Raw genomic sequence first — 19,887 nt, 5'->3', positions numbered from 1 at the left:
GCTGAGGTTGGCTTGTCCGGGTCCTCGTTGCATAGCTGAGGCACTCAAACGGAACATCGCCAGACACCTCCGCCACAGAACTCGTCCATGGAAGAACGAAGAAATGGCTTGACCGCTACCCGCAATTTAAGGGCCGATTGGCCCCCGGCAATCAGGGCCTCCTCGAATATGTGCAGCCTTCGGCTTGCCCATCTGGGCCGCGCGACAATGTGATGCGATCAATTTGCGGGCAATGAGGCGCCAGATTATCCCAGATCCATTTGGCGATGTTTTCCAAGGAGGGCACCGCCAAACCGTCAATGTCGTTCAGGTATGTATGGTCCAGGATTTTTTGCACCGAACTAATTCTCGGCTCTACCTCGTAAAGATTGGCCGGCCAGCCAAACACTGCATCAGGTGAGCCCTTAAAGTGGACTCGAACCCTGAAGGTGTGGCCGTGTAACCCGGAAAATGGCTTCAGCTGGTGGGCGGCCTCGAATGTGAACTCTTTGTATGTCTCGACCATGGCGACGCTGGCAGAACGTTCCAAAATTCACTCCTTAAAATGCCGAGGCCGAGCTTCTGACATTCTGATTGATCAGTGTCAAACGGGCTGAGCCGCCCCCTGGCTCAATGAAAAGCGTCGTCAGCCCGCGATTTTACGCGCGCAGTTAACGCGGCGTTCAGGGTCGCGACGACATTGAAAGCGGGTAGTGAGGGAAAGGATAAAATGATGTCAAGGATTCGCGGTGCACTTGCCTTAGCTGTTGCGCTTATTCTGCTGACCATATCTCCGGGGCACGTTCAGGATCAACAGCTGTTGCCGCCAAAGGAGACGCCCGTCCTGTCGATCGAGGGCAATATCCGAGTGACTAACGCTGACGGTGTGGCGCAGTTCGATCGTGCGATGCTTGAGAAGCTCGGTATGACCACGTTGACCACCACTACGCCTTGGTTTTCCGGACCGGTCGAGTTCGAGGGCGTCTCACTCAAACGGATTATGGCGCTTGTCGGAGCGCACGGCACGGAAGTAGTCGCCATAGCGCTGAACGACTACCGTACGACAATTCCTCTTAAGGATTTTGAAGACTTCGATGTGATATTGGCGCTGAAGCGCGATAAGCAATACATGCCGGTTAGCGATAAGGGGCCCCTCTTCGTAGTGTATCCTTACGACAGCTCTCCAGAATTGCAGGCCCAAAAATACTATGCACGTTCGATTTGGCAACTTTCTCGCCTGATTGTGCGATGAACAAGAGATAATTTATGCGTTGTTGCGGGGTTCTCCAGTGGGCGCTTTTCACCCCTTAAAGATAGCTCTCGGCACCGCGATCATTGTTCTCAGCGTTGGCGCAGTTTATCTTTCGACGCTCATCTTCGAGCGTCAGGAGATGCTTGCCAAGGTCTCGCGCTACAATGTGGCCTGGAGCGCAGGTCAGGGCGTGAACGAGTTCTTGCGGCTGCGTCAGCGCGTCAGCGAATTGGCGGCCGGTGAAGGCTCGAAGCAAGAGGCGCAGCTTCGGTTTGAAATCGTCAAGAATCGGCTTGAGCTGTTTCGCAGCGGCGAGTTTCAGCCGTTTGTGCTGGAAGCGGACGACCGGCGAAGGACGGTTGAATCGCTATCCAACTTCCTCCATCGCGCCGAGATGCTGATCGAGCAGGTTGAGATTCCCGCAACTGCGAGAGCCATCCTATCAGAAATGATCCCTCTGGAAGGAGACCTCATCGGTCTCGCCGCGGAGGCCAATAATTACGGCGGTCAACAGGTCGCGCGCGACCAACAAGAACTTCTGCAACTGCATTGGACGTTCTCTGCCCTGGCTTGGGGCCTCGTGCTCTGCACGTTTGTTCTTATTGTACTTTTGGAAAGACGGCACCGACTTCTTATCCAGGCTCAGCAAAAACTCCACGCGCTCAATGCGACATTGGTGCAAACGAGCGGGGACCTCGAGAAGGCCAATTCTGCAGCGCACGCTGCAAATGATGAGTTGATCACGCAAAACCGTCTATTCGATACTGCACTACACAACATGTCGCAGGGGCTTTGCATGTTCGGCGAAGACCGCCGGCTTATTGTTAGCAATCGTAGGTTGGCCACCATGTATGGTCTGTCTCCGGAATCGCTGCGGCCGGGGAGTACCCTTGAGGATATCACACGGCTCACGGTCCAGACGGGTATCTGCTCCCGGGACAACGCCGAGAACATCCATTCGGAACAACTTAGCCTCATTGCTCGAAAGAAGCGGGGTACGTTACTGCAGGAACTGAGCGATGGCCGCGTGATTTCAATTTTGCATCAACCGATGAACGATGAAGGCTGGGTGGCTACTTACGACGATATTACCGAACGCCATCTCGCTGAGGCCCAAATGGTGCACATGGCGCGCCATGACGCTCTTACCGACTTACCTAACCGAATACTGCTTCGTGACCGCATGGTGAGTGAGCTGGCTCGGTGCCAAAGGCATCAGCGCTCTGCCGCGCTTTTCTGCTTGGATCTCGATCATTTTAAAAACGTCAATGATACGCTCGGACATTCCATGGGCGATCGGCTCCTCCGCGAGGTTGCTGCGCGCATCTCAACCCTCGTTCGCCGAGAGGACACTGTGGCTAGGCTGGGAGGCGATGAATTCGTGATCCTGCAGGCGGACGTCACACAGCCAGCGGACGTGGATCAACTTGCCCAACGTATACTCGAGGCCCTTAGCGAACCATACGAGCTCGATGGGCATCAGGTGATTATCGGGGTGAGCGTCGGCGTAGCCGTGACCTCCGGGATTTCCGATGACCCAGACACGCTTCTGAAAAATGCCGACTTGGCGCTCTACCGGGCCAAAGAACACGGGCGTGGCACATATCGCTTTTTCGAGCCCGAGATGGATGCGCGTCTTCAGCGCCGTCGGACGATCGAACTCGATTTGCGTGCCGCCGATTTTGACCAGGAGTTCGATGTAGTATTCCAGCCGATCGTGAACATTCACACGCTGCAAGTTACCACACTTGAAGCACTGTTGCGGTGGCCGGGCTGCAGACACGGACCCGTCGAAACGGAGGAAATCATCGCCATCGCCGAAGCCACGGGCTTGATCGTCAACCTGGGCGAGTGGGTGTTGGAAAAAGCCTGTCGAGCAGCTGTAAAATTGCCGGGCGAGCTCAATTTCGCCGTTAATCTATCACCAACGCAGTTCATGCGAGGCGATGTCGTTGAGATGGTCTCCAGAGTACTCGCCGCTACGGGATTTCCTGCTAATCGCCTTGAACTGGAAGTGACAGAAACGTTGTTGCTTGAGGACAGCCAAAGGTCGTCCTGTGCGCTGCGGGACTTGCGTGCGCTGGGTGTCCGCATATCACTCGACGATTTTGGCACCGGCTATTCCTCACTCGGCTATCTCAGAAAGTATACCGTGGACAAGATCAAAATAGACCGTTCTTTCGTGGAACAAATCTCCACAAATCAGGATCATATGGCGATCGTGCACGCGATTGTCAGTTTGGCCCATGCTTTGGGCATGAAGACCACGGCTGAAGGAATAGAGACTGAGGATCAGCTGGAAATTGTTCGCGCTACAGGTTGCGACGAGGTTCAAGGATATCTATTCAGCCCACCAAAATCGCTAGCCGAAATAACGGACTCCCTCGGCAATCGTAGGAGCAAAGCGGCGGCTGCGTAGCTTCTGTCAGCCCCGTGCCGTGAGGATCTCGCCTCCGACTGGAGCCCGGAAGCCCGTTCGCTCTATGCACCTGGCTTTGGCTCGTGGGAGCTCCCTCGCCGCCATTTGGCGGCATCTGCCATACGCTCCTTTGGTGTTAGTAGGAGGAGCGCTCGGGTGTTTGGCGGTAATCTCGATCCATATCGGGCCGGGAACCGCAACAGATGGCTGCGTTGGCGGAAAAATTGAAAAATTCGATTAGCACGGTATCTCGATGTTGATCCGAATGGCCAATGGGACGCGTCATGGGCTGAGGTTTGCAGGAGCTGCTGGCTCGGCGCTGGAGGGACTATCCCCAGCCTCGCGACCGTTAAGAAGGTCATGGACAGGCTTGCCGAACTCGGCCCGGCTGCTCAACGTCAAGCCGGTCTGGCAGATCGCATCGCCAAGATGGAAGAAGATCAGGCTACCTTCTTGCGCGAACTTGCCATCATGGCTGCAGAACTCGGATTGGAGCGACCAGCAGAGAGTGCCCTGAGACTCTGGGCGCTGATGTCCGCCAGAGTGGAAGAGGCTCGGTCGAAAAAGGCAGAAAGGGAATCCAAGCGGCTTGCTCTCGAGGATCAGAGTCTCAAAATCCGGGACCTGGAGGCTGAAATCGCGATTTGCGAGCGCCGCAAATCTGAAATGACGCACCTGCTCGGTGTATCTTCCTTGCAGGACGTAGAGAAAAAGCTGCGCATGATCGAGCAAAGGAGGGACTTGCGACGGCGTTGCAATGCCATCGAACATGAAATCCGAGAGGCGCTATCAATCCAGGACATGGGCGATGTCGAAGAGATGCTTGACGCCGCGGATCGGCCTGCGCTGGAAGCCGAGCAGGTCGAACTCAGCGCCCGGTTCGAGGATCAGGATCGGCGCGTACGAGAGCTGTTTACGGCATACAGCAAAGCGTCCGACGAGGTGGATGCCGTCGACGGCGATAGTGCCGTGGCTGCTCTTGAAGAGCAACGGCGCACCGTTCTCCTGGAAATCGAGAATAAGGCGTTCAGCTACTTCCGCCTCAGGGCCGGCATCGTCGCGGCCGAGCAAGCCTTGCGCCTCTATCGCGACAAGCATCGCAGTTCGATGATGCTTCGCGCCTCGGCGGCTTTTCGGGTGATCAGCCGCGGTGCCTATCGTGGTCTGGCGACCCAGCCCGACAAGGACACCGAAGTCCTTATTGGCATCGGGGCTGATGGGAGTTCCAAGCGGGCTCAGGAAATGTCAAAGGGAACGCGCTTCCAACTCTATCTCGCGCTGAGGGTTGCCGGCTACCATGAGTTCGCCCAATTTCGCACCCCTGTTCCCTTCATCGCCGACGACATCATGGAGACCTTCGACGACTTCCGTGCCGAGGAAGCCTTCCGGCTATTCGCCGATATGGCGAAAGTGGGTCAGGTAATTTATCTGACGCATCACCAGCATCTTTGCGATATCGCCCGGTGGGTTTGTCCCAATGCGCGCATACACGAGCTGGCCGCGCCGCTGGTCCCGGAACGCCGAGCTGCGTGAGGCGTCGCATCCCAGAGCTGCCCTATCAAGGCCGGCCGGACCGGCGACCAGCACCCGGCACCCGGGCAGCGCGCGAAAAGGACCCCGGTTACCCCCGGATCCACCGGCCGCCCGTCATATGAACTGGATCCCTCATAGTGCGTCGCAACATTTTGATGCTGCACTGCGGAACTTTCCGGTAAAGCGGGAGTTCTCTGTGTTTCTAGCAAGCGAGAGGGCTCGATGAGGCGCTACAAGATTCTGCGGTCGGAATCAGGGCTGTGGTCTGTGATCGATAGCCTGACAGGGCTTCCCGCCGAGAGATACGGTCGGCCGCTCACCGGGCTGACCCGGTACGAGGCCGAAGAGGCTGCCTTTAACCTCAGCGAGAGCACTCCGACATGGATGGCCAGGGTCAGACATCGCAGACGTTAATCAAGGCTGCCGGTTGATTTTTCTACCGTATATCCGTGCCCCTTTAATGTTCAGGGGCCTCATTGATGAGGGAGACAGCGCCCCAACAGAAGTGTCGAGCAGCACACCGCCCAGCACGGGTCCGACAGCCGAAGCTCTGGACCAGATCGCACCGCAGATCCTGATCGCCATTGATCGCTCAGAATTGCTCGAAACTGTGTGCGGACAATGGCCAGCGCAGCAGGTACGATCGCAGCCGCCGCCATGCCCAGCAAGCCCGGGCCGCAATGAGCATTGATGGCGTTGAAGAGAACGCGGCGGCAAACGACGCTAAATAGTGAGTGAGGCAATGGGCCTCTCTAGCCATTGGCGACTGAGACCCTGGGACGTCGCGCGGACCTTCGTCTAGGAACGATCGTAGTGAGTCGGTATGGTGGCGAACTGTCAGCGCACGTTTGAACCCATATGCCCTTGATCGGATACGATGAGGAGCGGCTGATCTTGTACATTCGGCTACTGGCAGAAGACGTGGATTGGCGCGACGTGGCCGAAATCGTGCTCAAAATTGATCCCGAAAAGAGCCCGAGCGCGCGTACCGAGTGTGGGAAAGCCATCTGGCGCGCGCCCGATGGATGACGACGAACGGCTACAAGTACCTTTTTGCAGGTGGCGCGCCCCATTGAGCGGACCTGCGCTGCACGCCTGCGAGGAGTCCGGGTAAACTGTTTGGCGAAAAGGCGGAATTCTTCCGTCTTTTCAAACGCCGCGTGCCAAAACGAATGTGCGGACAATCAGGCCACTGCCTTTTTGCGGGTCCTTTTTGCAGGTGCAGGCTGTTCGGGTTCGTTAGGCTTTCTACCGAGGCCAATAGTCTTGGCCAAAGCCGAGCGCGCGGCGGCATAATTCGGGGCGACCATCGGATAGTCTGCCGGTAGGCCCCACTTGGCGCGGTATTCGTCGGGCGTCAGACCATAGCGGGTAGAGAGATGCCGCTTCAGAGACTTGAACTTTTTTCCGTCCTCCAGGCTGATGATGTAGTCGGGCGTGACCGACTTCTTGATGGGCACTGCAGGCTTGAGGGCTTCAGGCTTCTCTGGGGAGCCGCCGACTGTGCCCTTCAGCGCGGCGTGCACCTGCCCGATCAGGGCCGGAAGCTCGCCTAGGGGGACTGGATTCTTCGAGACATAGGCCGATACGATGTCAGCGGTGAGCTCGATGAGGGCATCAGTATTGTTCTCGGCTTCTTCCGTCACGGAATGCTCCTGATTGAATGAAAGCAGTGGGCGAAGTTCCGCTTCATAATCAAGGCAGTCCCGGAAAGCAATGAAAGTCACGGCAGTGCTCTCTCAACACCGCTCAGAGGTTCCGGCAGAACCATGATTGGCCCGCTAAGGCGGTTCGGCTATTGGATGAACAGCCATTTTCTAGCAGAAGGGTTTCGGTTTCGGCCCGGTAGGAGGCATCGAAAATAACTTCAGCTACGCGTCTGTAATGCCCTGATCCTGCCACTCTCCATAGGCAAGTGCGCCAAGGAGAAAACTTCAACGCGACCTTTACACGAAAAGAGAGGCTCGGCCCAATGAGCAGGGTGGCGCGCGCGGACGCGGCTTCAGTTTCGTCGGCGACGTTTGCTCCACTGGAGAACCCGACCTTTCGCTCGATCTGGCTTGCCGCACAGGTGTCCAGCTTGGGCTGGCTGATGCAGACGGTGGCGATCAGTTGGCTGATGGCAACCATATCTCCACTTCGGACGTGATGGCGCCCTGGTGCAGGCTTCCACGACGCTGCCCGTATTCATTCTGTCGATCTTCGCCGGGGCCATTGCCGACAATTTCAGCCGCCGCAATGTGATGACGCTCGGCTGGTGCGTGATAGCGTTGTCGTCGACGATGCTGACTACTCTTGTGGGGCTGGGATTTTACAATCCATGGATGATCCTCGCATTCAGCTGTTTGGCCGGATGCGGCGCCGCTTTCACCGACCCTGCCTGGCACGCGTCGGTCGGCGACATCCTGCGAAAACGCGAGGTTCCGGCCGCGGTGACGCTGATCTCGGTCGGCTACAACGCGGTGCGAAGCATCGGCCCGGCGCTCGCCGGCATCGTCGTTGCCTCCTCAGGACCTCTGACGGCATTCGCTCTGGCGACGCTGACCTACCTCTCGATGCTGTGGGCCATACGGTGCTGCAAATGGAGTGTTGGCTCTTCACCCCTTCCACGTGAGCCGATGACCACGGCCATTCATGACGGAGCGCGCTTCACGGCATTGTCGGGGGAGATCAAGGCGGCAATTGCGCGGGGAGCGCTTTTCGGTTTGGCCAGCATCTCGATACTGGCGCTGCTGCCTCTGGTCGACCGCGATCAGCTTGGGGGAGGACCGATCGCTTATGGTATCCTGATGGCCGGCTTTGGGGCGGGCGCTTTGTGCGCCGGCATCTGCAACAACGTGCTGAGGCGGTCGCTGTCACAGGAGCGACTGACAACACTGGCGTGCATAGCCTGCGCGGCGTGCTGTCTGGCTCTTGCTTTCACTCCTTCACTGGTTGTGGCGACTATGGCTTTGGCGCTCGGCGGCGCGGGCTGGGTCGTCACCTGGACGGGGCTTGACGTAAGCGTGCAGTTGTCGAGCCCTCGGTGGGTCGTTGGTCGCACGCTCTCGATTTACTCTGCCCTTTCGGCAGGCGGCATCGCCGCCGGCAGCTGGCTGTGGGGTATGGTGGCTGAGAACTATTCGCTCACATTGGCGCTGGAAAGTTCCGCTGGCGCTCTCCTGTTGGTTGCCGCTACCGGGTTCCTGCTCCCCATTCGCAATGGAAAGAGTCTGACCTAGACCCTTCTGCCTTCGAAACGCCAGAGCTCGCCTTGGACTTGAAGTGGAGAAGCGGCCCGATTGTCGTGAAAATCGAGTACTCAATTCCGGAGAACAACGTCGAAGCTTTCCTGGACCAGATGCGGGAACGACGCCGAGTGCAGAGCCGCGTCGGTGCTCGGCACTGGAACCTCCAGCGCGAATCTGCAGGAGCCGTTGCATTGGACAGAGACATTCCGCACGCCGACCTGGATGGATTACCTTCGCCTGAACCATCGCCTCACAGCGGCGGACAAGGAACTGGATCAGCGTCTCCTCGAATTGCATGTGGGAGAGGTTCCACCTCGCACCAAGCTTTCAATTGAGCGGCCGACCGGAGCGATCCGCAAGCGGGATCAATCGACAAGCTTCTTTTTTCGGCGTTGATCCCATGCAAGCGTCAACGATCGCTGATCCAAGACGTCCGCCGCGTCGCACCGAGTGGTTTGCCAACGGTGTGGTGAAGTATCATCGCAGGATCGGAACCACCCTTAACGCGCTGGTCAGTGCCAGATTTGCCATAGAAGCCGTCAATGAGTTCGCACCGTCGATGGAACAGATCATGGAAGTCCCGGAGCTGAAGGAAGAACGGAAAGACCCGATGATGCTGCTTGTCTCGTCGAAACGCTAGGAGTGCCGATGCTCTGTTATACGGAACCGGTTCAGGGCCCCATTTCCGCCCCTTTGCAGACAGCGACGGACGATGCCTCGTCGGCTGCCCGAAACGGCAGCTGTAAAAAGGCCCCGGCGCTGGGTCGGTCGCCGGGGGCCTTGGCCATGTACGAGATACCATCATGTCCGCTCATGAGCGTGACGCAATATACTCAACAAACAGTAAAGGGACAGAGAAGGCCTTCCTAAAAGGCCAGGCTATTATGAGGGAATCCAAAGAAGCTTTGGGCAATGAGCGCAGCATAGCTAAATGCCCGACGCAGAGCCCAGGCTTCGGAACGTTTTTTTGACAAGGCGCTTCAGCGGGGTAGTCCACGTTGCATGGCAAGCGGCTTTGCTTCTCATTCGTTTCAATTGCGGACGCGGCGCACGAGTTCGGAAGTCGACATCCCTTAGCAACCATGAAGCGTCGGCAGCGCCCCAGCCTCGAGGAACTCATCGGGCAGGGGGATCTGGCGAAAGACTGGGACCACTCCCTCGCGCATCAGCAGGGCGGCAACGCCTTCACCCACGCCACCAATGATGAAGTGGTTCTCCGCGAGCACCACCGACCGTCCGGGAGCGCGCGCGGTATCACCTCCGTGTCCAAAGGCTTGATCGTCGGAACTGCAGTACGGCGCAGCCGATCCTGTCTGCTTCAAACGCCTTCGCCGCCTCCAGCGCGCGCAGATCATTAGGCCGCTGGAAATGAACAGCACATCCGCACCCTCGCGCAACAGGCGTGCCTTGCCCAACTGGAATGTGTCGTCGTACTCGTCGAGCACGGCTGGAACCTTGCTGCCCCACCAAATTCTCTTGCCGTCCTGCCGGATTGATATTGCCGTCTCTTCATGGATACGTCGAGACCGAGATACTACTTCATGGCTGTCCTCTTTTCGATGCCTGGGCCCGGTGTCGATCGTGAGCCCGGTCTTCATTCTATCGGAGGACAGCCAGCCGGCTAGATGTTCGAACATGGCCGCCACATCTTAGGCGGCCACCGCTCCCGCTATTACGTCATGTTGTTCATTCCGCACACGCGTTCATGATCGAATTCGGACATCCGGTGAATATGGAGATATGGACTGCCCGCCTGAAACGTCGTGCGTGAACACCACGGCAAGCAGGACTATCGCGGTTTCAATAGCCTGCTGGCCGCAGGCAATTTATTGCGTGTCCATGTTCCGCTAGTCCCTAAGAGGGGTCGGAACAAGAGCAGTGCGAAATCGTACGCTAAGGGCGAACGGATCATGAACTCTACTGTAGTGCGGCTGTGCAGCATCCGATCCCTGTGGATTGCCATCGCAGGGCACCCTGTTTTGATTTCTTCGCCGGTCCGACTCGACAACGCTCCCGGCAGATTAGTCGTGGATGGAGTTGGGCGATGGGTAAAACGGAGGCTTCTCAAGGTTCAGGATCGACAGAGGCTTTTCGATATACCAACCGATGAGGACGGCCTCATCCGACACTATTCGTTGTCGTCGGCTGACAGGCTTGAGATTGGACTTCGCAGACGAGAACACAATCAGCTCGGATTTGCCGTCCAGCTCTGCCTGATGCGATATCCAGGCAGGGTGTTGGCGACCGACGAAACTCCGCCTCGCGCAATGCTAAAGTACGTTGCTGAGCAGATTGGCGCCGACGCTGGAAAGTTTGCACTCTATGCACGCCGTGAAGAAACGCGTCGCGATCACATTGCTCGCTTGATGGTTTATCTGGCCGCGCGGAGCGCCGAGCCTGATTTTCTGGATGGCGATCACGAGCACGAGCATGACGACCATGTGACGAGTTTCTCTCTCGTGACCGAGCAGCCGCTCGATCCGAGAAAATTCCTGCCCTGGACGCAGATGATCACTCAGCGTTTCGGCATGGACATCCTGCGCATGAAGGGCATCCTCTCATTCAAGGATGACGACGACCGCTTCGTCGTTCAGGCCGTCCACATGCTGCTCGAGGGCGATCACCAGCGCCCCTGGAAGGACAATGAGCCGCGCGTGAGCCGTCTCGTCTTCATCGGCCGCAATCTGCCGAAAGAGATCGTCGAGGACGGCTTCATGAAATGCCGAGCCGAACCCGGTCCGGTCACCGCGCTGAACGCATAAGTCCTCAAGCATGATCGTCAGATTCCGCTGCCTCCAAGCCGGAGGTGACGGAACCTTCCGGGTCGCGGAGCCACAAAAAGAAGATGAATCGTCTCGCCAACCCGTTTGCGCCGCGCCGGGCACTTCCCGAGAAGACCCGGCAGATCAAGGCAGGGGTGCGCGAGCTGTATAGCCTCGACGATGCTGTTGTCGTGTCGATCACCGAACTTGCCTGTCGGGACGAGAATTGTCCCGCCATTGAGACCGTGATCGGCATCATGCGGCCGAGCGAGAAGGTCGAAATGATCCGCTTTCACAAGGAGATTGCCGAGGTGACGAGAGAAGATGTCATCGGCGCTGGCGAGGATCCGAATTGAGCCGTCCCGGCATGAAGGAATCGATCCATGCAGTATGATGTCATCGAAGCTGGGCGGGACGACGATCGGAACGGCCGATTGCGGCTGCGCTACGCGCCCGACGGTGAGCTCGGGATCAAGTACCGGTCCTGGACGGTACGCTGGAGGCGTCGCTGGCGGCCTACTACGATGTCACGACAGACTACCAGATGTTTGTCGGCATGCAGCCGGTTCAGTACCTGCAGAATGTCGGGGAGGTCACGGCCAGGGCATCGATCTGAAGGTCCGGGCGCATCCCACCGACAGGCTCGGTATCACGGCTGGCCTGGGCCTCAACCGCACCACCTTCACCGAATACGAGAACCCGGTCACGTCAGGCGTTGACCACACCGCTGGTGGGTCTTCCAAGCGCCGATTTGGCCGGTTAGGGTTTGCAGGGGCGCGAACAACCGGATGAACAAACGGGATGATGCTGGAAAAACTGCGCGCCTGTTGGGGGTTTAGCCCGACCGTCGATAGGAACGTCGCCCTGGTCGAAGGCTTTCTGAAGGGCAAGAGCTTCGCCGACCTGGCGCAGGAACATGGCTTGTCGACAACAAGGGTGCGCCAAATCATCGAGAAGGCTGATCGGCTCGTGGGGGGCGGCATCCTGACCAAGGCTGAACCGTCCAAGGCCTCGCCTCGATCCGATTTCATGGTCGACTATCCGTATGTGTGGAAGCTGGCCGAGATGCACCGGCTCGGTAGCGTCACGCCGCATCATTTCTTTACGGAGTTGGAACGCGCGGGATCGCTGGAGCGGCTGGTTGACAAGATGAAGCGGTTGCCGAGCCGCGCACGAACAACACGTGAGCTGGCGCGCCTCGCGTGGCAAAAGGAGAGGGGCGAGAGCCCATGGCCTGCAATGAAGCGATCGAGCGTTATGATCGTGGAACCAAGCTGCCCGGCCGACCATCCGGACCGCGGCCTGCAATGCCAGATCACCTTGGAACCGGCCCTCCAGGAATTGGTTGAGCGCGCAGCGGAATCCGGCTGGACCGAGGACGAGATAGCCTACGCGCTCCTAGAGCTCGCCGGCGCGCGCCTCACTGAATGCCAGCGACATTTTGAAGGACGGATGCCGCAACATGCCGTCGCCGGTACGGCCGCGATAGGCGATGTCGACGCGTAACTGACAGGCTGAACCCATCGCGCGCCGGGACAGGCGTTCCGCGGCAGTGCCTGGCGAACGGCGCATTGGACCTGACGATGGTGTCGAGCGCCGCTGCAAGCTCGGTGGCCTCAAGCGTGCCAAGACAGAAGGCAAGGCTCTCGGGTGCCCGTCGACTCTCAACGACAAACAGAAGCAGGATGTGCGCGACAATCTCGCAGCGGGGATGAGTGTTTCGGCTGTCGCCAGGAAGTTCATAACCAGTCGACAGACCATCATGCGCGTCCGCTATGAACCTTAGGCTGAGCTGGACACCAGCATCAAAGGCCGGGCAAGGTCGGCAGTATTCTGGAAAGCATCCTCTTGTCAGGGTTTGCGGGACGTGGCTCACCTCTCACGCGAAGACACCTTCCGGACCGCAGGCTGCGGTTGCGCGTAAAATCGCTGGTAAGTTTAGAGCGATTATTTTATTGCAGAACGACGCGAGATTAAGCTTGAACTCCGGCCGCGCGGCGGGCATTCCTAGGAATTATATGTTGCATCAGAATGCGCCAATTGTCCTTGTCCATGGGCTCTTTGGAAACCTTCAAGACAAGCGAATTTTGTCCGCGTTTGGCGGGAGAAGCGTCCACGCCCCAGAATTAATTGGGTATGGTGAATACCGTCAAGTCGATGTTAGTGGCCTCGCGTTGAACGATCAAGCTGATCACGTCGTACGGTACATCAACAATCTAGACGTAGAGAAATTCATCTCGTTGGCCACTCTGTTGGCGGTGCCGTATCTGCTCTTGTGTGCCAATTAAGGCCGGATCTCATAGCTTCTTATACAAGCGTAGAAGGAAATTTTACGCTTAAAGACGCCTTCTGGACCGGTGCGTTAGCTGTAATAGAAGAGGTAGAGGTGGCAGCGATAATGAATGGCTATCGTGCTGACCCGGGCGAGTGGTTTTCATCCGCTGGCGTTGCCACAACGCCGTGGACCACCGCCCTTGCCAAAGGTTGGCTTGATAACCAACCGGCCACTACCATTCAGGCACAAGCAAAAGCCGTTGTCACAGCAACAAGCTCAGACAGCTATTTATTGGGAATCAAAGAGGTCCTGACATTAGGCATACCAATCTACCTCATCGCAGGAGAAAAATCTGCAGTCGGCTGGGACGTGCCCGACTGGGTCAACGCGGGTTGCACAATTCGGATCAATATCCCTGGCACAGGTCACTTCATGATGGCTGAGGAGCCAGAGTTGTTCGCGCGAAGTGTTCTTACGGGCCTGTCGTACTCGAAGGCGGCATAATGTTAGGATGCCCATCGGGAGCGCTTCTTTGAGTGATCTGGGTGTCGCCGAAGTTATCCATCGTGATGGCGTCGCTAGGAACTAAAGATCGGCGTCTATCTGAGAAGTATACGCGCCGAGATTTTTGCTCTTCGCCGTTCTCGCGTGCTGCCAAAACTTCGGACGCGGCTGTGATGTTGGCGATCTGAAGCTGGCGCGCCCCCCCCGCGGTGCAGTCGAGTTGAAGAACATCGTCGGGCACGGTTAGGACCATAGTCCCGACAGTACCCCGTAATGACCGCGGTACGCCGCTGTGAGCGGCATAGCCGCGGACTGACGGTACGGCTAACGGCTGACCCGCATCAGCAAGTGAAAGCGTGAGGACCGTTTTGGCGCGCTAAGCAACTTTTTATTACGCAAGCGCGCCTACGTTGGTAAAGGTTTTCTCGACATGATTTCGAGCCTTACGGGTGCCCTCTACTAGAGCTTTGATTTTCCCATAAGCTACGTCCCGAGGCAGGAACCACATGCCGCAGTCAGAGCAGGGGTGCAGTCGCTCCGCGGGGACTACGTCAAAAGCAGCACGTAGGCGGCTCGCGACGTGATCCGCGCTCTCTACCTCATGGTCGCCAAGATTAAGCAGACCAATCAAGACATGCTTGTTTCCGCAATGGCTCAAGATATCGGGAGTGTGAGAAGGCTGCTCGTATTCAAGGCTAATCCCAGTAACGGGGCAATCACTCAGGAGCTGCAAGACTTCCGGGTATAGCGCGCTTGGCGACTTTTCCTTATATACGATCGAATAGCCGTAGCAGACGTGGACGATCGTCGGCACTGTTATGCCTTCCACCATGCGGGCAATTGCGCGCTGGCCAACTCGCCGCGCAAGGTCAACGTCAAAATGCCATGAGCCCTCGTCGATTTGAAGGATATCGGCACCAGCGGCCTGGAGCGCACGCATCTCCATATTCAAGGCAGCCGCGAGTGCCAAAATCAACGCCTCTTCATCTCCGTAATGCCGGTCAACCAACTGCTGCGATAAGGAGAGCGGACCGGCCATCGCAACCTTCAACGGTTGCCGTGCTACGCTTTTCGCGAAGAGAACTTCATTGGTCGCAACTGATCTCTGAAACTGCAATGGACCAGTCACGATAGGCTTGACGCGACCAATCTCGCTATACTCTTCCCAGCCAGTCTCGTCGCGATGATGATGGTGATGCTCTTCTGCGGCGACAACCGCAACCTCCGTATGCTCAATATCGACCCCAGACAAAGCACCGAAGAAATCCCGATCCCAAGCCGCACGCTGCGCTTCGCCATCGGTGACGATATCGATTCCTGCCCGTTCTTGCTCGTAGATCGCGAGCCGCACAGCGTCACGCTTTGCTTCCTGCAGTACTTCAGGCTCCGGGCGCCACCAGCTTCCATCGAGTGCTCGCATTTTTTGGTGCCGTGCAAGCCATTGCGGCTTCGCATAGCTGCCAACGATCTGGGTTGAAAGAGGATGCAAAATCATGAATGTCATTCCGTTTCAGTTATGGGTTGACGTTAGCCGTACTGGCGCATTTCGTCGGCAGTTAGGGATTCGTGAGACAAACCGACGTTGTTAGCGGCGACGAGCGCCTCGCAATCGCCGCTTCAAGCCACGTTGATAGCAACGCGTTCCTCGATTAATTTCTGAAGGATGGATCCTGGGCATCCAACGTCTTGAGATGCCCCGGCCAATCGTCGGTCCCGAACACCCCGAACTCTCGATATTGCGCTGCGGTTTTTTTGCAAACTTCGGGCTTCGGTTGAACCATCTTCGCGCCACTGGCGCAGGCTGCCATCGCCATCAATTGTGCAGTGGCTGCCTTCTCAAGGTAGAACATGGTCTTGAAAGCTTCCGGAATTGTTCGGCCTACTACCAAGAATCCGTGGTTTCTCAGGATTACTGCTTTGTGGTTCGCAAGATCGGCGACAAGCCGTTCCCGTTCGGCCAAATCATCGGCTATACCCTCGTAATCGTGGTATCCGATAGATTCGTTGAATATCAATGCGTGCTGCGTCAATGGCAGTAACCCGCAGTCGAGAGCACTCAAAGCCATGCCCGCGACGGTGTGAACATGCATCACGCAACCCGCGTCAGGGCGGGCCATGTGCACGGCACTGTGAATGGTGAAGCCAGCAGGATTCACATTGCTTGGCGGTCCTCCAACTTGCTTACCATCCATATTCAGTTTGATCAGATGGCTAGCGCAAAGCTGGTGAAAATAGCTCGGGTAAGGGTTGACGAGAAACACATTCTTCTCGCCGGGGATGGCTGCGGAGAAATGAGCTGAGGTAAGATCGCCCCATCCAAAATGATCTGCAAGGCGATACGCCGCTGCGAGATCGACCCGCAAGGTTTGCTCTTCTTCAGAAATGTCCGTGTCGTTGCCGACTTCACCCATCGATGCGCTCATAATTTTCTCCCGGTATGGTGATAATCTTTCCGTGGGTTCGCGTCTGAGCCGACAAAGCGTCTGTTCTGCCATCAGCGGTCGCTCGAAGATTGGCGGCCCGTCGAACGAGCGCGACATCGAGCCAGCCGGAATCGGGCTGCGGGATCGAGTGAACCAGTTCCGCGGAATAGGGATGTTGCGGCCGTTCGATCAGATGCCGCGCCGGTCCCGTCTCGACGATGCGGCCCTGCTGGAGGACGACAAGCCTGTCGGCGAAATCGGCAATGGTCGACAGATCGTGGGTGACGAACAGCATCGCCAGCCGCCGCTTTTCGTTGAGCCGCCGAAGGAGATCGATGATGGCCTCGCGCAAGGGTTCGTCGAGCGCCGAGGTGACTTCGTCGCAGATGAGCAGGTCGGGCTCGGCCGCCAATGCGCGCGCGAGATTGACGCGTTGCTTTTGGCCGCCGGAGAGCTGGCAGGGAAAACGCCCGGCGAGGTCGGATGGCAATTCCACCAGCTCGAGAAGAGCGGCGATCTCGCTGTCACGCCCGCGGCCGTCCAGTTTCCGAAAAAGCGTCATGGGTCGGCCGAGGATATCGCGGATCCTTTGGCGGGGATTGAGCGCGACATCGGCCGATTGAAACGCGATCTGGATGCGCCGCTGGAGATCGCGCGGCCGCCGCCTGACGTCGGCGGACACTGCCAGGCCGCCGAACGTGATCTCCCCGGACTGGGGCGTCACGAGGCCCGAGAGGACCCTTCCCAGCGTCGACTTTCCCGAGCCGGATTCGCCGACGACGCCGACGATTTCGCCTTGCCCGATATCGAAAGTGAGGTCCGCGATGGCGTGCCTGATTTGCCTGGGATAGCGAACCGTCAGGTTCCGAACCGCCAGTAACGGCTCTGCCGGTACTGCGGTTGGCGCCGCCTTTTTCGGCGTGCTCGCCGCGCGCGATCGACCGCCGAGGATGGCGGAGACACTGCCTTCATCGACAATTCGTCCCTGTTCGAGCACCACTATGCGGTCGGCCAATTGCGCTACCACAGCAAGGTCATGCGAAATATAGAATGCGGCGACATTGCTTCGGCGGATATGATCGCGAAACGCGGCGAGCACGCCCACCTGCGTGGTAACGTCGAGCGCGGTCGTGGGCTCATCGAAGACGATCAGCTTCGGCCGGCCAGCGAAAGCCATTGCGGCCGCGGCGCGCTGCAATTGGCCGCCGCTGACCTGATGCGGGTAGTGATCACCAAACCCCCTAGGATCAGGCAATCCCAGTTCGCCGTAAAGCCTTTGTGCCAGCTGCCTCGCCTCGCGGACGTTCAGGCCCGAGGCGATGGCAGGCTCGGCCACCTGTTGTGTGATCGTTAATGCCGGATTGAAACCCGCGGCCGCGCTTTGCGGCACGAACGCGATCTCTCCGCCGCGCATTTTGCGCAATTCTCGCCCCGGCAGGGTCAGCAGGTCCCTGCCCTCGAAAAGGATGCGGCCGGCGGTGACCCGGGCACCGGGGCGGGTATAGCCGGCGAGAGCCAGGCCCAGGGTCGATTTGCCGGATCCGGAAGCGCCGATCGCCGCCACCACCTCGCCGGATGCGATCGCCAGGTCGATGCCGGAAAGAACCGGAACCGTGGTCCCCTCCGCGCGCCCGACCTCGACCTTGAGGCCGTGAACTTCGATCAGTGCGGTCATGGTAGCATCTCCGGCGTGCGGTTGCCCTGATCTCGCTCGACGAAACCATCGATGATGAGATTGATGCTGATGGTCACGACGGCGATCGCGGCGGCCGGCAGCAGGGCGGCCGGCGAGCCATAGAGCAGGCCCTGTGAATTTTCCCGCACCATGACGCCCCAGTCGGCCGTGGGCGGCTGAACGCCAAGGCCGATGAAGGAAAGGGCGGAGATGAACAGGATGATGTAGGTGAAGCGCAGGCCGAACTCGGCCGCCAGCATGCCGGTCGCATTCGGCAGAACTTCCCGGACCGCCAGCCAGAGGAGGCTCTCGCCCCGCGCCCGCGCGGCGTCGACATAGTCCAGCGCGCCGATCTGTAGCGCGAGCGCCCGCGCCAGCCGGAAGACGCGGCAGGCTTCGATGAGCGCCACGATGCCGACGACGGTAGGGATCGACGTGCCGAGCGCGTTGATCACCAGAAGCGCCAGGATGATCGAGGGGATGGAAAGCACCGCGTCGACGGTGCGGCCTATGATGTCATCCACGAGACCACCCGCCAGCCCCGAGAAGAAGCCGATGCCGGCGCCGGCGAGGAAGGTGATGACCGTCGTCACCAATGCGATCAGAAGCGTAAAGCGGCCGCCGTAGAGGAGCCGCGACCACAGGTCCCGGCCCAGATGGTCGGTTCCGAGCCAGCCGGCATTGGCGGGAAAGGCAAAACTCTCGTCGGATATGATCTGACCTTCGCCGAACGATGTCAGAAGCGGTGCGGCGCAGACGAGTAGCGCCAGAACGGCCAGGATGCCGATGCCGACCCAGGATCGCACCGGAATGGCTGCGGTAAAGGGCCTTTCGAGCGGGAGATTGAGACGGATATCGGTCATCGGGCCTCCGCGATCCGGGGGCTGGCGAGCACTGCAAACAGGTCGGCCAGCAAGTTGGTCACGACATAGACCGCCGACATCACCAGCGCGCTGGCTTGAATGAGCGGCATGTCCTTGTTGGCAACGGCGTCGACCATCAGGCGGCCGATGCCAGGAAATGCGAAGGCGGTTTCGACCACGACGACGCCGGCGATGAGATAGGCAAGGATCAGCGCGGACGTGGAGATCAGCGATCCGAGTACGTTGGGGAGCACATGCCCCCAGATGATCGCCGAGCGCGAAACGCCCTTCAGAACGCTGGTCTCGACATAGCTGCTGGTCAGTTCGGCCATGATTGCCGCGCGCGTCATGCGCACGAGATGCGGGATCATGGAAAGAGCCAGCGTCAGTGCGGGGAGGAAGGCGGAGCGCAGGAAGGCAACGGCATCCTGCCCCGGGCGCACGACGGCGATAGCGGGAAATAGGCCTAATTGCACGGCGAACAGGAACACTAAGCTCAGACCGAGAAAGAATTCCGGCAAGGATGCAACGACGAGCGCGACAATCCCCGTCGATCGATCGAACACCGATCCGGCATGAATTGCCGAGCGAACGCCCAGCAGGAAACCCAGCGGCATGCAGAGAAGGGCGGCGAATGCGGCGAGCCGCATTGTGTTCCAAAGGCGATCGGCGACGAGCGGTGCGACCGGCATGTTGGTGCCAAACGAGGTCCCGAGATCGCCGATGACGAGGTGGCCGAGCCAATCGAGGTAGCGCAGATAAGACGGCTGTCCGAGCCCCAGCCGTTCGCGCATGGCGGCGAGGTTTTCCGCTGTGGCGTCTCTTCCCAGAATGTGCAACGCGGCATCGCCCGGCAGGAGCTCGGTCGCGACAAATATTATCGTCGCGACCAACAACAGCGTCAAAGCACCAAAGATGATGCGTCTTACGATCATTTGCAGCAAAACCGCTACTCCTCGATGGACTGGAACC

At 58.5% G+C, this 19,887-nt stretch carries 15 protein-coding genes and 4 pseudogenes; 11 read left to right on the top strand and 8 right to left on the bottom strand.

The window, feature by feature from the left end:
• Window positions 1–151: 151 nt before the first annotated feature.
• Window positions 152–529 (bottom strand): 6-pyruvoyl trahydropterin synthase family protein, encoded by a 378-nt coding sequence (locus BQ8482_RS11165; protein WP_244602741.1) that lies wholly within the window; start codon window positions 527–529, stop codon window positions 152–154.
• Between the two features lie 183 nt (window positions 530–712).
• On the opposite strand from BQ8482_RS11165, the gene BQ8482_RS11160 reads away from it, so the two are divergent.
• From BQ8482_RS11160 to BQ8482_RS39135, 4 genes and pseudogenes are all read left to right on the top strand, one after another.
• Window positions 713–1,231, top strand: coding sequence for a putative pterin-binding protein (locus BQ8482_RS11160; RefSeq protein ID WP_123147809.1), 519 nt, complete (start codon window positions 713–715; stop codon window positions 1,229–1,231).
• A gap of 37 nt (window positions 1,232–1,268) precedes the next feature.
• A complete protein-coding gene (locus tag BQ8482_RS11155; RefSeq protein ID WP_244602740.1) occupies window positions 1,269–3,650 on the top strand; it encodes a putative bifunctional diguanylate cyclase/phosphodiesterase in 2,382 nt (793 codons plus the stop codon).
• Window positions 3,651–4,010: 360 nt separating this feature from the next.
• Entirely contained in the window at window positions 4,011–5,183 is a 1,173-nt protein-coding gene (locus BQ8482_RS11150) for an ATP-binding protein (protein ID WP_123147674.1), read from the top strand.
• 858 nt (window positions 5,184–6,041) lie between these two features.
• Window positions 6,042–6,259 (top strand): annotated as a pseudogene (locus tag BQ8482_RS39135) (DUF2285 domain-containing protein).
• 108 nt (window positions 6,260–6,367) lie between these two features.
• Here the strand turns inward: BQ8482_RS39135 and BQ8482_RS11135 are convergent.
• Entirely contained in the window at window positions 6,368–6,829 is a 462-nt protein-coding gene (locus BQ8482_RS11135) for a Ros/MucR family transcriptional regulator (protein WP_123147807.1), read from the bottom strand.
• A gap of 425 nt (window positions 6,830–7,254) precedes the next feature.
• Here BQ8482_RS11135 and BQ8482_RS11130 point away from each other — a divergent pair.
• A pseudogene (locus BQ8482_RS11130) lies at window positions 7,255–8,809 on the top strand (MFS transporter).
• Entirely contained in the window at window positions 8,745–9,053 is a 309-nt protein-coding gene (locus BQ8482_RS11125) for a hypothetical protein (RefSeq protein ID WP_165848513.1), read from the top strand. Before BQ8482_RS11130 ends, BQ8482_RS11125 begins: the two are co-directional and overlap by 65 nt.
• 433 nt (window positions 9,054–9,486) lie before the next feature.
• Here the strand turns inward: BQ8482_RS11125 and BQ8482_RS11120 are convergent.
• A pseudogene (locus BQ8482_RS11120) lies at window positions 9,487–9,870 on the bottom strand (transketolase C-terminal domain-containing protein); the annotation flags it as partial.
• Between the two features lie 306 nt (window positions 9,871–10,176).
• Here BQ8482_RS11120 and BQ8482_RS11115 point away from each other — a divergent pair.
• The 5 genes and pseudogenes from BQ8482_RS11115 to BQ8482_RS11090 all read left to right on the top strand — a co-directional run bounded on the left by BQ8482_RS11115 (window position 10,177) and on the right by BQ8482_RS11090 (window position 13,954).
• Window positions 10,177–11,175, top strand: a complete 999-nt coding sequence (locus BQ8482_RS11115) for a DUF4158 domain-containing protein (protein WP_244602738.1) — start codon at window positions 10,177–10,179, stop codon at window positions 11,173–11,175.
• Between the two features lie 83 nt (window positions 11,176–11,258).
• Complete coding sequence (locus BQ8482_RS11110) at window positions 11,259–11,531, top strand: nitrate reductase (RefSeq protein WP_123147671.1); 273 nt, start codon at window positions 11,259–11,261, stop codon at window positions 11,529–11,531.
• A gap of 445 nt (window positions 11,532–11,976) precedes the next feature.
• A complete protein-coding gene (locus tag BQ8482_RS11100; protein ID WP_244602737.1) occupies window positions 11,977–12,681 on the top strand; it encodes a hypothetical protein in 705 nt (234 codons plus the stop codon).
• 106 nt (window positions 12,682–12,787) lie between these two features.
• Window positions 12,788–12,961, top strand: a pseudogene (locus BQ8482_RS40310) (helix-turn-helix domain-containing protein); the annotation flags it as partial.
• Between the two features lie 444 nt (window positions 12,962–13,405).
• On the top strand, window positions 13,406–13,954 hold the full coding sequence (locus tag BQ8482_RS11090) for an alpha/beta fold hydrolase (protein WP_208867650.1): 549 nt from the start codon (window positions 13,406–13,408) through the stop codon (window positions 13,952–13,954).
• 391 nt (window positions 13,955–14,345) lie between these two features.
• On the opposite strand, the gene BQ8482_RS11085 is transcribed toward BQ8482_RS11090, so the two are convergent.
• From BQ8482_RS11085 to BQ8482_RS11065, 5 genes are all read right to left on the bottom strand, one after another.
• A complete protein-coding gene (locus BQ8482_RS11085; RefSeq protein ID WP_123147670.1) occupies window positions 14,346–15,458 on the bottom strand; it encodes a uroporphyrinogen decarboxylase/cobalamine-independent methonine synthase family protein in 1,113 nt (370 codons plus the stop codon).
• Between the two features lie 145 nt (window positions 15,459–15,603).
• On the bottom strand, window positions 15,604–16,377 hold the full coding sequence (locus BQ8482_RS11080) for a class II aldolase/adducin family protein (protein ID WP_123147669.1): 774 nt from the start codon (window positions 16,375–16,377) through the stop codon (window positions 15,604–15,606).
• Window positions 16,358–18,052, bottom strand: a complete 1,695-nt coding sequence (locus BQ8482_RS11075) for an ABC transporter ATP-binding protein (protein ID WP_123147668.1) — start codon at window positions 18,050–18,052, stop codon at window positions 16,358–16,360. The genes BQ8482_RS11080 and BQ8482_RS11075 overlap by 20 nt, the downstream gene beginning before the upstream one ends.
• Window positions 18,049–18,915: an ABC transporter permease gene (locus BQ8482_RS11070; protein ID WP_123147667.1), complete on the bottom strand. Its 867-nt coding sequence runs from the start codon at window positions 18,913–18,915 to the stop codon at window positions 18,049–18,051. The genes BQ8482_RS11075 and BQ8482_RS11070 overlap by 4 nt, the downstream gene beginning before the upstream one ends.
• Window positions 18,912–19,850, bottom strand: coding sequence for an ABC transporter permease (locus BQ8482_RS11065; RefSeq protein WP_123147666.1), 939 nt, complete (start codon window positions 19,848–19,850; stop codon window positions 18,912–18,914). The genes BQ8482_RS11070 and BQ8482_RS11065 overlap by 4 nt, the downstream gene beginning before the upstream one ends.
• Window positions 19,851–19,887: the final 37 nt, after the last annotated feature.

The organism is Mesorhizobium delmotii (assembly GCF_900149755.1).
Classification (GTDB): domain Bacteria; phylum Pseudomonadota; class Alphaproteobacteria; order Rhizobiales; family Rhizobiaceae; genus Mesorhizobium; species Mesorhizobium delmotii.
Note: the sequence above shows the minus strand (reverse complement) of the source record. Positions and strands in the feature narration are given on the sequence as shown.